Source organism: Polaribacter sp. HL-MS24, assembly GCF_032758595.1.
In the GTDB taxonomy this organism is placed as follows: Bacteria; Bacteroidota; Bacteroidia; order Flavobacteriales; family Flavobacteriaceae; genus Polaribacter.
Map to the genome: position 1 here is coordinate 2,067,553 of NZ_CP136415.1, position 13,698 is coordinate 2,081,250.

Here is a 13,698-nt window from a genome sequence, read left to right on the forward strand (position 1 = left end):
ATAAAAATATACAGAGATGGCAAAAAAAGGAAACAGAGTTCAAGTAATATTAGAGTGTACAGAACACAAAGCAACTGGTTTACTAGGAACTTCAAGATATATTACTACTAAGAATAAGAAAAATTCTCCTGATAGAATGGAAATTAAAAAATTCAATTCTATCTTAAAGAAAATGACAATTCATAAAGAAATTAAATAAGAAGGAACATGGCAAAGAAATCAGTAGCATCGTTACAGACAGGATCAAAAAGATTAAGTAAGGCTATAAAAATGGTGAGATCTCCAAAAACAGGAGCCTACATGTTTGTAGAAACAATCCTAGACCCTTCAAAGGTAGATAGCTTTTTAGCTAAAAAGTAATTATCTTCCATACATATTATACAAAGCTACCTTCTAATTTAGAGAGTAGCTTTTTTTTATATCTTTACATCTCAGTTCTTCCTTTTTAAGAAAAGGAGTTTCAATTAAATTTTTATTCAAAGATGTTACTAATAAGAAGGGTAGGATTGCATTGGAATTTTTTTTAGAGCACAAGAAATAGCATACATACAAACCATGAGTTTTTTAAAAAACATATTTTCAAAAGAAAAAAAAGAAACCTTAGACAAGGGCTTAGAAAAAACCAAAACAAGTTTTTTCACAAAGCTTTCCAAAGCTGTTGTTGGGAAATCGAAAGTCGACGATGATGTTTTAGATAATTTGGAAGAAATTTTAGTCGCATCAGATGTTGGTGTTGCTACTACCTTAAAGATTATTAATAGGATAGAAGAGCGAGTTGCCAAAGATAAATACTTGGGTACAGAGGCCTTAAATCAAATCCTACACGAAGAAATTGCAGGTTTATTATCCGAAACTAATTTGGGAGACGAAACTGAGTTTACTATTCCTACAAACCAAAAACCCCATGTTATTATGGTTGTGGGTGTTAATGGCGTTGGAAAGACAACTACAATTGGTAAATTGGCAAGTCAGTTTAAAAAACAAGGGTTCAAAGTTGTCTTGGGAGCAGCAGATACCTTTAGAGCGGCAGCCATTGATCAATTACAGATTTGGGCAGACAGAACAGGTGTTCCAATTGTTCGTCAAGAAATGGGTTCAGATCCAGCATCGGTAGCATTTGATACCTTGACCTCCGCAGTCACTCAAAATGCAGATGTGGTCATTATTGATACGGCAGGGCGCTTGCATAACAAAGTCAATTTAATGAACGAATTGACAAAGATCAAGCGAGTTATGCAAAAGGTGGTTGTAGATGCACCTCACGAAGTGTTATTGGTATTGGATGGGTCTACTGGACAGAATGCCTTTGAACAAGCAAAACAATTTACAAAAGCCACTGAGGTAACTTCTTTGGCTGTAACAAAATTAGACGGAACCGCAAAAGGGGGAGTTGTCATTGGAATTTCAGATCAATTTCAAATACCTGTAAAATATATTGGAGTCGGAGAAGGAATCGATGACTTACAAGTCTTTAATAAGCACGAATTTGTCGACTCCTTTTTTAATTAAAGTTGAAAATAGCGTGTTTTAATACTCCTTTTACTTCTTTGTAAAAGGAGTATTTTTTTTATCATATATTTATCATTCATACTAAATAACCTAATTGAAAACTATTTTAGGGGAATTTTTAAGAAGTAAAAGGGAATGATTTATCTTTGTAACAGTTAAAAAAAAAGAAAATGGCATTAATAAAATCAATCTCTGGTATTCGAGGTACAATTGGAGGGAATACAGGTGATAACTTAACTCCAATAGATGCAGTAAAGTTTGCAGCAGCATACGGAGCCTTCATTAAGAAACGAAACGCAACAAAACAACAAATAAAAGTAGTTATTGGAAGAGATGCTCGTATCTCTGGAAAAATGATCTCGAGTTTAGTCGCCAATACCTTAGTGGGGTTGGGGATAGATGTCATTGACCTAGGCCTGTCTACAACACCAACTGTTGAGGTCGCTGTTCCTTTAGAAAAGGCAGACGGTGGAATTATCCTCACTGCTTCTCACAATCCAAAACAATGGAATGCTCTGAAATTACTCAACGAAAAAGGAGAATTTTTAAATGGCGCCGAAGGAGAAAAAATATTAGAATTGGCAGAAAGTGAAGCCTTTTCTTTTGCAGAAGTTGATGATTTAGGAAGCTATACCAAAGACAGTTCCTATTTAGAAAAACACATACAGGAAGTTTTAAAATTAGACTTGGTGGATGTAGCCGCCATTCAAAAGGCAAACTTTACAGTAGTGGTCGATGGCGTAAATTCTACTGGAGGAATCTTTATTCCTGCATTGTTAAAAGAACTCAATGTTACTTGTATAGAATTGTACTGTACACCTAATGGAGAGTTTCCACACAATCCTGAGCCATTAAAAGAGCATTTGACCGATATTTCTAATTTGGTCGTAGAAGAAAAGGCAGATTTTGGAATTGTGGTGGATCCCGATGTAGATCGATTGGCATTAGTTTGTGAGGACGGTTCTATGTTTGGTGAAGAATATACCTTATTGCTTGTGCAGACTACGTTTTAGGGCGTTTGGGTGGCGGAAATACCGTTTCCAATTTGTCTTCTTCAAGAGCCTTAAGAGATGTCACCGAAAAGCATGGGGGTAGCTATACTGCAAGTGCTGTTGGAGAAGTGAATGTAGTGCTGAAAATGAAGGAAACCAATACGGTAATTGGTGGAGAAGGAAATGGTGGAATCATCTATCCAGCTTCGCATTATGGGAGAGATTCTTTGGTAGGAGTTGCCTTGTTTTTATCGCATTTGGCGCATCAAAAAATATCATGTAAAACACTAAGAGATTCGTATCCAAGTTATTTTATGAGTAAGAATAAAATTCAATTAACGCCATTAATAGACGTTGATCAAATTTTAGAAACCATGACCCATCTATATAAAGAGGAAGAAGTAAATACCATCGATGGTGTGAAAATTGATTTTGCAGATGAATGGATTCATCTGAGAAAGTCAAATACAGAGCCAATTATTAGAATCTATACAGAAGCAACCTCACAAGAAGCTGCAGATAATTTAGCAGTACGATTTATCAACGAAATTAAGGAGATTATAAAATAATTTAATAATAAATTATGAACATACATACTGGAATTTTGTGGGGACTCCTTTTTAGCTTTTCAACTTTACTAGGACAAGAAATAGGAGATGTTCCAAAGGCTCACACAGTGGTCAATAAAGGAAAATTCTTTGTGTATTGGGGTTGGAATTGGGCAAATTATTCCAATTCAGATATCCGATTCCAAGGGGCAGATTATGACTTTATATTGTCGGATGTCCGTGCGGAAGACCGACAAACAGCATTTTCTGTGAATGATTATTTCAATCCCGCAAATATTACCATCCCACAAACCAATTACAGAATTGGGTATTTCTTCAAAGAGCATTATACCATTTCTGTGGGGGTAGATCACATGAAATATGTCATGATTGCTGATCAAAAGGTTCAAATTAACGGAGAGATCAATACTCAAAACCCGATCTATGACGGTAGCTATACGAATCAAGAAATTCAATTATCTGAGGATTTTTTACAATTTGAACACACTGATGGGTTGAATTATGTAAATTTAGAACTCAAACGGTTTGACAATATTGATCATTACTTGGGTTTGGATTTAGAAAATTTACAAATCAATCTTACTGAAGGATTTGGTGCAGGGATATTGTATCCAAGAACAGACACCACATTGTTAGGGAAAGAAAGGCATGATAATTTTCATTTATCTGGATGGGGAATTTCTGCTGGAGCAGGATTGAATATTACTTTTTTAAAGCATTTTTATATTCAGGCTGATTATAAAATTGGATACATCAATATGTCCGATATCAAAACCTCATTAAGTTCTTTAGATTCGGCATCTCAACATTTTTATTTTTTTCAAAACAACATTTTAATCGGAGGGAAATTTGGAATTTTCTAGTAAGAAAATGAAGCTAGAGCAATATTTTAATCAATTTAGAGAACAGATCATCGGTATTGATCAGACCTTTCAAACCCCTTATGGGTTGAAAAAAATGAGATATACAGATTGGACTGCTAGTGGAAGATTGTATGGTCCAATTGAGTCTAAAATTACACATCAATTCGGTCCTTTTGTTGCAAATACGCATACAGAAACTTCGACTTCTGGAGCTGCAATGACACTCGCGTATCGGGAAGCACGAAAAATAATTAAAAATCATGTAAATGCCAATGATGATGATGTCCTGATTACTTCGGGTTCTGGGATGACAGGGGTTGTCAATAAATTTCAGCGAATTTTAGGGCTAAAAGTTTCTGAAGGCTTAAAACCCTATACTACAATTCCCGAAGACTTGAAACCGATTGTTTTTGTCTCTCATATGGAGCATCATTCCAATCAAACTTCTTGGTTAGAAACAATAGCAGATGTCGAAGTAATTCCTTCTAATGAGGAGGGTTTACTTTGCTTGAAAAATTTTGAAAAAGCGATTCTAAAATACCAACACCGAAAAATTAAAATAGCTTCGATCACTGCTTGTTCAAATGTAACAGGTATTAAAACGGAATATCATAAAGTGGCAAAATTACTTCACCAGTACAATGGGTTGTGTTTTGTCGATTTTGCTTGTTCTGCACCTTATGTAAGGATCGACATGCATCCAGCAGCTCCCGATGCCTCTTTGGATGCAATTTTTTTTTCGCCACATAAATTTTTGGGAGGACCTGGAAGTTCTGGTGTTTTGATTTTTAATAAAAGGTTATATAAAAATGCGGTTCCAGATAATCCTGGAGGAGGAACTGTGAGTTATACCAATCCGTGGGGACAACATGATTATTTTGATGATGTTGAAACCCGAGAAGATGGGGGAACTCCAGCGTTTCTTCAAACGATTCGGGTAGCGCTTTCGATTCAATTAAAGGATCAAATGGGCACCGATAAGATTCAAAATCGTGAAGACGAAATTAATGAAATTATTTTCAAGACCTTAGAGAATCTCCTGGGGTTAAAATTTTAGCACCCAATCAAAAAAAACGGTTGAGTATTTTTTCCTTTTATTTTGAAAAATACCACTTTAATTTAGTTGTAAAGTTGTTAAACGATCGTTTTGGAATGCAAACTCGAGGCGGTTGCTCTTGTGCAGGAACCTATGGTCACTTTTTGTTGAATGTTGATCAAGAAGCCTCTCATAGAATTAAAGGAGAAATTTTGGAAGGCTGTTCTTCTCATAAACCAGGTTGGATTCGGATGTCTCTTCATCCTACTATTTCCAACGAAGAAGTTGATTTTATTTGCAATTCATTACAATTATTGGCAGTCCATATCGAGGATTGGTCAAAAGAGTATCGTTATGACATCCAAAAAAATGATTTCGTTCATATTTCTGTTCCACCAGTTGAAACGGACCTAATTGACGATTGGTTCTCTTTGTAATCTTTATTGAAATTTTGCAGGTACCTTGTTTCTGTGTTTAAAACGCTTGTGAGACCACAAATAGAGTTCGGGCTGCTGCATAATATTTTGTTCCGTTAATGCGATGTATTGGTCGGTAATTTCGTAATTGTTAAATTTCGTTGGGGTATCTGTGATCAATTGAAATTCAGTCTCATAATACCCTCGTTTAATTTTTCTTGTTACATAATTGATCACTACCAAGTCAAATTTCTTTGAGAGCATTTCTGCACCTGTATGTACAGGAACTTTTATTTGAAAAAAATCTCTCCAGTAATACGTTTTGTGTACTTGAGGAGATTGGTCACTTAATAAGAGATAAGCTCCTGGTCATTTCCAGAAAACCGTTCATGCATTCCTTTCACCATCTCAGAAGTTTTGTATCCAATACAGCCAAACTTTTCTCTGGAGGCACGAACCCATTTTTCAAAATAGGGATTACTAAGTTTTGTGTAGGCACCGTAGATAGGGTTGTTTAGTACCAAAGGCAAACTTATAGACCATTCCCAATTGGCTTGATGTGCACCTACCAAAGCCACACTTCGTTGTTTCTTGAAATATAAGTTAACCAATTCTGGATTTTTGTAGGCATATCGTTTTCGGATTTCTTTTTCGCTAATAGAAAAAGCTTTGATACTCTCTACAAATAAATCAGTAAAATGCGAAAAGAACTTTTTTGAAATTGCTGTTCTTTCTTTTTGCGTTTTATCTGGGAACGCCAATTGCAAGTTTTCTAAAACAACTTGTTTTCGATATCTAAAAACATGATAAATTAGAAAGTATAAAACGTCTGATAGAAGATATAAAAGTCGCATTGGTGTTCTAGACAACATCCAAATAAGTGGGTATGAAATTGCAAATAGAAGAAACTGCATGGATATTCTTTTTATTTTGCAAATATCGTATTAAAATTAATAATGGAATCGTTTTCCTAAGTTCATTTTAGTATGTTTGTGAAAAGCTACAAAAATATGAATCAAGCCGTTTTATGTATCATTATTGCGAATGTAATTGCCTCTATGAAGGGGTTTCATGATCCTTCGTTTTTAAATACCTATAAATTTCAGGTAAATAAAGTGCTTGCTGGAGAAAAATTAAGAACGCTTACCTCAGGATTTCTTCATGTTGATTGGACACATCTTGGCTTCAATATGTATGCCCTCTATTTGTTTGGAAGAATCGTTAGCAGTATGTTGGGGACTCCTTATTTTTTACTCATCTATTTTGGAAGTTTGATTACTGGAAGTTTATACGCTTTACAACATCATAAAAACGAACCCTATTATAGTGCAGTGGGGGCCTCGGGTGCTGTTACAGGAATCGTTTATGCTTCTATTTTATTATACCCAGAAATGGAACTGTATCTCTTTTTTGTTCCGATTCCGATACTAAGGCTATATTTTTGGGATTGGGTATTTGTTGTATTCTATTTATGGAATGAAAAAGCAAGTGGGAAATATTGGTCATTCTGCACATTTAGGAGGAGCAATGGGCGGTTTTGCACTCACGCTTTTAGTAAAACCGGAGCTATTTTCAACCCATACATTTGTGGTTGGTTTGTTGGCAGTTCCAATCGTTTTATTGCTGCTTTTTGGGGATCGCTTAAAAGAGCTGTAATACACCAATCCAAACTTTTTGAACGAGGAATTTGAGTGAAGTTATTCAAGATGAATTACTCCGCTGGGTTTTCTAAAATAAATAGAGTTTAGAGCAAAAAAAAACTCCATTGTGCAATGGAGTCTTTAGAGCGAAAGACCGGGTTCGAACCGGCGACATTCAGCTTGGAAGGCTGACGCTCTACCAACTGAGCTACTTTCGCGTGGTAAAGAGCCACAAAGATAGAATCATTTTTAACTTAAACAATCTTTTTTTGTGAAAATTTATGAATATTTTGTTCTCTCTTACAGTATATTTTAAAAGTGAAATGCACCAATAAGAGTGCCTTTATTGACTTGAAATTCACGGTTTCTTCCTAACGAGATCTCAACTGCCTCACTACCTATTACTTGCATGTATTTGGGAGTGAGAATTGTAAGCTCCCCCTAATTAGGACTGTTTAAATTTTCTACTATCGAATTTGATGATATTTTGAGCTATAAATCAAGTTTTTATCGCTCAAAATTGTTTCCTATAAGAAAAATGGGAGTTATTAGCGTAGAAAAGAACAAGAATAGTAGTTGTCAAAAAAATAAAAAAGCAGTTACATAAACGATGTAACTGCTTTTTTTTTGTAGCGAAAACGGGATTTGAACCCGTGACCTCAGGGTTATGAATCCTGCGCTCTAACCAACTGAGCTACCTCGCCATTTATTCTTTGAGGCTGCAAATATAATCGAATTTTACAGACTAGCAAGAGCTGGTTTTAAAATTTTTTTAAAATAGAATAAATAACTATATTGTGAGCTCAATAAAAAAGCAATGGAAAAAATAAAATACGAAATTGAGATTCCTATACATGCTTCTCCAAGAATGTTGTATCAATATATTTCTTCACCCTCAAATTTGCAAGAATGGTTTGCAGACAAGGTGAACTCTCGGGGTAAGATTTTTAGTTTCTTTTGGGAAGATGTTGAAGAAAAAGCAGAATTGATTACCAAAAAAGCAGATGATCGAATCCGATTCAAGTGGTTGGAAAGTGAGGATGATGATAGTTATTTTGAGATTAAAATTCAGGTAGATGCACTTACCAAAGATGTTTCACTAATCATTACAGATTTTGCTGATGATGAAGATGAAGTTGAAGAATCAAAGCAACTGTGGGAAAATCAAATTGACGAACTTAAACATACCATCGGAGCCTAATCTCCAAAGGAAAGAATCTGAAACTCGACAAATCGTCGGGTTTTTTTATGCTTCATTCATACAAAAAACAGTAATTTTACGCTTTTAAAAATCTACAGATGGTAAACTTCAACGGCGATCTCGTCCATTCAGATCAGATCACTTTAACAAAAGACAATAGGGCATTTAAATACGGTGATGGCCTTTTTGAAACCGTAAAAGTAGCCCAGAATTCTGTTGTTTTTTGGGAAGATCATTATTTTCGACTCATGGCTTCTATGCGAATGTTGCGAATGAACATACCAATGTCTTTTACTTTAGAGTTTTTGGAAGAAGAAATTTTGAAAACAGTAAAAGTTCAAGACGCAGCAACGTCTTATCGAGTTCGTTTGTCTGTCTATAGAAGAGACGGTGGTTTGTATACCCCGGCGACCAACGAAATTGATTATTTATTGGAGGTTTCCCCAATCAAAATTCTTGAAAAAGGAAGTTACAGCATTGATTTGTATAAGGATTTTTACAATTATTCAGGATTGCTTTCTACAGTGAAAACAAACAATAGAATGCTCAATACCCTAGCAAGTATATTTGCCCATGAAAATGATTTGAACAATGCCATCCTTTTAAATGAAAATAAAGGAGTAGTTGAGGCGACCAATGGAAATATCTTTATTGTAAAAAATCAAGTTATTAAAACACCTGCTTTAACAGAAGGCTGTATCAAAGGAGTTACTCGTGGGAAGATTATAGAAATCATCTCAAAAAACGAAGATTTTACAATTGAAGAAACTTCCATCTCACCTTTCGAAATTCAAAAAGCAGACGAAGTCTTTATCACTAACGCGATTACCGGAGTGCAAACAGTGACCAATTACCGGAAGAAAGTTTTTGCTACTGCAATTGGAGAAAAGCTTTCGAATTCTTTACGAATCTTACAAGTATTAAAGAAGTAATTAGTTTTGATTGAAGTCACTAGGAGCATTTGCCCAAAGTTTGTAAGCACCTCCTTTTTGTAACAATTTATTTTTCCAAAGAGTCGCATTGTCTTTAGCAAAAATATTATCGAAGTCATTTTCTGAAACAAACCAAGAATCGCTTTTTACTTCTTCTAAAAGTTGCTCTTTTGTCCATCCAGAATATCCTAAGAAAAATCGAATATCTGAATTGTCTAAGACATTGTTTTCTAATAATTTTTTGAGGGTTGAGAAATTTCCTCCCCAATAAATTTCATTGCTTACGGCAACACTATCGGGAATCAAATTGGGAACACGATGCACAAAATAGAGGTTGTCTTGTTCTACAGGTCCTCCTTCATATACGGTAAATTTTGATTGAATGTCAGGCAATAAATCTTGAAGAGTAAACTCTAAGGGTCTGTTCAGTATAAAGCCAACAGCATTGTTTTCTGTCAATTCTGTAAGCAAAATGATGGTTCTATTAAATGAGTTGTCATTTAAAATAGAAGGCTCAGCAATGAGTAAGTTTCCTTTTTCTGGTTTGATAGCTAATGATTTTATTAGATCGAAGATACATTTTTTTTAATCCATAAAAAAAACTCTCTTAAAAAATAAGAGAGTTTTATATAACTTAAGAGTACGTATTAGTTTACAGCTTCGCTTAAACCAGCACCAGCTTTAAATTTTGCTACGTTTTTAGCAGCAATTTGAATTGTTTTTCCTGTTTGAGGGTTTCTACCATTTCTAGCAGCTCTGTTAGAAACAGAAAATGTTCCGAAACCTACTAATGCAACTTTTCCACCAGCTTTTAAAGCTGAAGTTACGTTACTAGTAAAAGACTCTAATGCTGCCTTAGCTGCTACTTTAGAAATTCCTGCGTCTGCAGCGATTGCGTCGATTAAATCTGACTTGTTCATAATGATTAAATTTTTAAAATTAGTGTAAAGTTTTTGCCTATCGGCTTAACAAATATAGACGGATTCAGCTTTCACGCAAATTAACACCCTAAAAAAATCCTGTTTTGTTAATAAATAGAGTGATTTTGTTAATAACAGCACTAAAAAACAGGGTTATCTCTCGAATACCATACCAATAGGGGCTTTAGATCATTTTTGATTCCGTACTGAAAACGTAGCCATTGAGAAGACTTTTTGAATCCATTTTTTTCTTTCCAGCGAGTTTAATTTCATCAATAAAGAGGTAGCCACCTTGAACAGCAACTTTTAGTTCTTTTTTTGAAGAAAGAATGGTTCCAATCTCATTTTTATGTGGAGTAAATTCTTTACGAACAGCATATATTTTTGCAGAAATTACTTCATCACCATCTATGATGTTGGTCCATGCTGCTGGAAAAGGATTCAATCCACGTATTTTGTTATAGATGGTCTCTAAAGGTGCGTTCCAATCAATTTTACAATTATCAGAATTCAGTTTGTAAGCCGATTTTTCTTCCAGCTCGGGTTGTGTATAGGTTGTTACGGTATTGTTTTGAATTAATGCTACGGTTTCGTTCACCAAGTCAGCACCTAAGTGCATTAATTTGTCATGCAGGGTTCCAACAATCTCATCCGAATCAATTTCAACTTCTTTTTGAAGGATGATTTCTCCAGTATCTATTTTATCATCAATAAAAAAAGTAGTAACACCAGTTTTGGTTTCTCCATTTATAATAGCCCAATGAATGGGAGCTGCCCCTCGATATTCAGGTAATAAAGAAGCGTGAAGATTGAATGTTCCATAAGCAGGCATCTGCCATACTTCTTTGGGCAACATTCTAAACGCAACCACTATTTGTAAATTGGCATTTAAATTTTTTAACTCTTTTTGAAATGCTTCACTTTTTAAATTGAGAGGTTGCAAGAGGGGCAATCCTTGAGACATTGCATATTCTTTTACAGCAGATTGATGAATTTTTCTTCCCCTACCAGCGGGTTTGTCAGGCGCAGTAACAACACCTACAATTGTATAATTTGCTGAAACTAATTTTTTTAAAATTGTCACCGCAAAATCTGGGGTTCCCATAAAAATAATTCGGATATCTCTCATTCGTTGTTCTTTAAATAGAATTTGTTTTGATTGTTGATTGCTAGAGTATCTTCCAATACCAATGCTTGCAAATGTATTAAAATGTGCTTTTCATTGGCTTCAATACGATGACAAATCTCTAAAGAACTTAACGATGTATTTTGGGAGAGTAGTTCTAAAATCATTGCTTTCAAAGAATCAGGACTCTTTTTTTTGGACAGACACACATCACAAATACCACAGGGTATGGTTTTTAGTTCATCAAAATAGCGCAGTATTTGGATGCTTCTACACATACTGTCATTCTTTATAAAACGAATGATGTCGGTTGCCTTTTTTCTTTTTTGAAGAAGGTAGTGTTCAATTTCTTTGGCACTTCTGTTGATCGTTTTTTCGTCTTCTCTAGGGTGTAAAAACAGTATTTCGGAATTGGATAGGGCGGGCTTGTATATCAAAATCTCTTCTTTTTCTAGGGCAGTAAAATAGGCACAAACCATTTGATGGGTCAATCCAGCTTTTTTTGCCAAAAAATATTCATCAATTTTTGTTTCTTGCTCAAATAAACCTGCATAACTTCTTAAGACGATCGCTATAAAATGATGTAGTTTTTTATTTCTTTGAGTAAAATGTATGACTTGTTTGCTCGTGGCTGTAAATTGCAACACTGATTTTTTATTGAAATCGGAGTGTATACTTATAATTTCTTGGTTATTCAGTAATTTTAAACAGGTAGATACTTTGGAAGCTGAAAACTCATATTTTTTACTAAATGCAAATACGTCAAATTGAAATGGAGTTTCGACCAATTCTCCATTGGCTATTTGAAAATATTGAAACAATTTTTTGTAAACATTTTTAATTTCTACAATTGTGGGTAAGTGATGTTCTAACTGTTCTTCGAAAAGTCGAATGTCTGTATCATTTTGCAATACAACCGAAAATGATTTTTTACCATTTCTTCCCGCTCTTCCTGCTTCTTGCACATAGTTTTCTATACTAGATGGGATATTCAAGTGAATAACAACTCCTACATTTGCTTTGTCGATTCCCATACCAAAGGCATTCGTCGCTACAACAATGGGGGTTTTTTCGCTCATCCAATTGTCAAAAGTTACTTTTTTTATGTCTGAAGATAGACCTGCATGATAAAAGCTACTTTTGAAGTTATTGGCATTTAGAAAATTTGAAATCTCTTCGGTTCTTTTTCTTGAATTGGCATAAACAATTGCAGGTGTTTTTGTTTTTTTAAAAATCTCAAGAAGTCGATTCAATTTATCCTCAACTTTAAAAATTTGATATGCCAGATTTTCTCTTTTAAAGGTTTGTTTAAAAAGAAGGGCATCTTCAATTCCTAGATTATTATGAATGTCGTCAATTACTTTCTGATTTGCTGTGGCAGTCAATGCAATCATTTTCACATCGGGTAAAATTGCTTTCAAAACATTGATATTTCTATAAGAGGGCCTAAAATCGTGACCCCACTCTGAAATGCAATGTGCTTCATCTACAGCAATAAATGAAACGTGAAGTTCTTTTATTTTTTGTTGAATGAGACTAGACTGAAGACGTTCTGGAGAAATGTATAAGAATTTAAAGTTACCAAATTTTAAATTATCAAAAAGTGAGACGATATCATCTTGGGTGCTTTTCGCAGGAATGCTCATAGCTTTAATTCCTTTTTCTTGCAAACTATTCACTTGATCTTGCATCAACGCTATAAGGGGAGAAATAACAATGCAAACTCCTTTTTCTAAAAGAGCTGGAACTTGAAAACAAATCGATTTCCCTCCTCCAGTAGGTAATAAGGTAACTATATTTTTTTTTGCTAAAACCGCAGCGATGATTTCCTCCTGTAAGGGTCTAAATTTTGGATGGCCCCAATACTCTTTGAGTATTTCTATTGAGGTACTCATAGTGAATGCTCTAACGAATTGAGAATAAATTGGCTTCGATCGGTGATGCTACCAAAAGGAACATTGATCATTTTATAACCAATTTGTTCGTAAGCTTTTTCTATAAATGTATTGATGAATTGGGCTTGCTCAAAAGTTTCATACCGCTCATTGTCGGAGATATAAATTTCTTCCCAGGAGCAAACATAAATACTTTGTCGTAAAGATATTCATTGCTTTTCGATAAAAATTTTTCTGGAAACGGAGTGTTGAAATAATTCATATAGGCAAACACGTCTGGGATTCCTCTGTCAAAAAAAATAAGAGGCTCTTTACTTTGAGAAGCTTCTAGGTATTGTCGCTCTCTTCCTTCTAAAAGCAGTGTACTAAAAAGTAGAGGCTCTGTCAAAAACATCTGCTCGATTCCTTCTTCTTTTGCTTTTAGGGTTACTTCTCTTGAGACTTCCTGCATGCACAAAAAACCTTGATTAGTTAAAGCATTTAGTACCGAGGTTTTGCCTGTTCCTAGCCCGCCAATTAAAACAATTTTCTGCTGCATATCACAAAAATAAATCATTCCCTTTATAAAACTAAGTTTTTAGTGTAATTTTGTGTATTGT

12 protein-coding genes, 2 tRNA genes and 4 pseudogenes are annotated in these 13,698 nt (G+C 34.7%); 9 read left to right on the top strand and 9 right to left on the bottom strand.

Annotation, left to right across the window (positions count from 1 at the left end; genetic code table 11):
• Positions 1-16: 16 nt before the first annotated feature.
• The 6 genes and pseudogenes from rpmG to RRF69_RS09755 all read left to right on the top strand — a co-directional run bounded on the left by rpmG (position 17) and on the right by RRF69_RS09755 (position 5,406).
• Positions 17-199: a 50S ribosomal protein L33 gene (rpmG, locus tag RRF69_RS09730; protein ID WP_316939599.1), complete on the top strand. Its 183-nt coding sequence runs from the start codon at positions 17-19 to the stop codon at positions 197-199.
• An 8-nt stretch (positions 200-207) separates the two neighbouring features.
• Complete coding sequence (locus tag RRF69_RS09735; RefSeq protein WP_316939600.1) at positions 208-360, top strand: DUF4295 domain-containing protein; 153 nt, start codon at positions 208-210, stop codon at positions 358-360.
• A gap of 195 nt (positions 361-555) precedes the next feature.
• Complete coding sequence (gene ftsY, locus RRF69_RS09740) at positions 556-1,509, top strand: signal recognition particle-docking protein FtsY (RefSeq protein ID WP_316939601.1); 954 nt, start codon at positions 556-558, stop codon at positions 1,507-1,509.
• Between the two features lie 170 nt (positions 1,510-1,679).
• Positions 1,680-3,070: pseudogene (glmM, locus tag RRF69_RS09745) on the top strand (phosphoglucosamine mutase).
• 14 nt (positions 3,071-3,084) lie between these two features.
• Entirely contained in the window at positions 3,085-3,933 is an 849-nt protein-coding gene (locus RRF69_RS09750) for a hypothetical protein (RefSeq protein ID WP_316939602.1), read from the top strand.
• Between the two features lie 7 nt (positions 3,934-3,940).
• Positions 3,941-5,406: pseudogene (locus tag RRF69_RS09755) on the top strand (aminotransferase class V-fold PLP-dependent enzyme).
• Between the two features lie 3 nt (positions 5,407-5,409).
• Here RRF69_RS09755 and RRF69_RS09760 read toward each other — a convergent pair.
• On the bottom strand, positions 5,410-5,649 hold the full coding sequence (locus RRF69_RS09760; RefSeq protein ID WP_316939604.1) for a hypothetical protein: 240 nt from the start codon (positions 5,647-5,649) through the stop codon (positions 5,410-5,412).
• A gap of 83 nt (positions 5,650-5,732) precedes the next feature.
• Positions 5,733-6,299 (bottom strand): hypothetical protein, encoded by a 567-nt coding sequence (locus RRF69_RS09765; RefSeq protein WP_316939605.1) that lies wholly within the window; start codon positions 6,297-6,299, stop codon positions 5,733-5,735.
• Positions 6,300-6,395: 96 nt separating this feature from the next.
• Between RRF69_RS09765 and RRF69_RS09770 the strand changes: the two are divergent.
• A pseudogene (locus RRF69_RS09770) lies at positions 6,396-7,041 on the top strand (rhomboid family intramembrane serine protease).
• 129 nt (positions 7,042-7,170) lie between these two features.
• Here the strand turns inward: RRF69_RS09770 and RRF69_RS09775 are convergent.
• Together RRF69_RS09775 and RRF69_RS09780 are read right to left on the bottom strand one after the other, a co-directional pair.
• Positions 7,171-7,243, bottom strand: a tRNA-Gly gene (locus tag RRF69_RS09775).
• A 412-nt stretch (positions 7,244-7,655) separates the two neighbouring features.
• Positions 7,656-7,729 (bottom strand) — tRNA-Met (locus tag RRF69_RS09780).
• A gap of 113 nt (positions 7,730-7,842) precedes the next feature.
• Between RRF69_RS09780 and RRF69_RS09785 the strand changes: the two genes are divergently transcribed.
• Both RRF69_RS09785 and RRF69_RS09790 read left to right on the top strand, forming a co-directional pair.
• Positions 7,843-8,226, top strand: a complete 384-nt coding sequence (locus RRF69_RS09785; protein WP_316939606.1) for an START-like domain-containing protein — start codon at positions 7,843-7,845, stop codon at positions 8,224-8,226.
• 98 nt (positions 8,227-8,324) lie between these two features.
• The gene (locus RRF69_RS09790) at positions 8,325-9,158 is read left to right on the top strand and encodes an aminotransferase class IV (protein WP_316939607.1); all 834 of its coding nucleotides are present in this window, start codon (positions 8,325-8,327) and stop codon (positions 9,156-9,158) included.
• Here RRF69_RS09790 and RRF69_RS09795 read toward each other — a convergent pair whose 3' ends face one another.
• The 5 genes and pseudogenes from RRF69_RS09795 to RRF69_RS09820 form a co-directional block, all read right to left on the bottom strand.
• Entirely contained in the window at positions 9,159-9,722 is a 564-nt protein-coding gene (locus RRF69_RS09795; protein ID WP_316941133.1) for a YqgE/AlgH family protein, read from the bottom strand. It abuts the gene before it with no gap.
• A gap of 83 nt (positions 9,723-9,805) precedes the next feature.
• Positions 9,806-10,078 (bottom strand): HU family DNA-binding protein, encoded by a 273-nt coding sequence (locus tag RRF69_RS09800; RefSeq protein ID WP_316939608.1) that lies wholly within the window; start codon positions 10,076-10,078, stop codon positions 9,806-9,808.
• Positions 10,079-10,262: 184 nt separating this feature from the next.
• The gene (gene fmt, locus RRF69_RS09805; protein WP_316939609.1) at positions 10,263-11,207 is read right to left on the bottom strand and encodes a methionyl-tRNA formyltransferase; all 945 of its coding nucleotides are present in this window, start codon (positions 11,205-11,207) and stop codon (positions 10,263-10,265) included.
• The gene (locus RRF69_RS09810; RefSeq protein WP_316939610.1) at positions 11,204-13,099 is read right to left on the bottom strand and encodes an ATP-dependent DNA helicase RecQ; all 1,896 of its coding nucleotides are present in this window, start codon (positions 13,097-13,099) and stop codon (positions 11,204-11,206) included. Before RRF69_RS09810 ends, fmt begins: the two co-directional genes overlap by 4 nt.
• Positions 13,096-13,655, bottom strand: a pseudogene (locus tag RRF69_RS09820) (AAA family ATPase). The gene RRF69_RS09810 and the pseudogene RRF69_RS09820 overlap by 4 nt, the downstream one beginning before the upstream one ends.
• Positions 13,656-13,698: the final 43 nt, after the last annotated feature.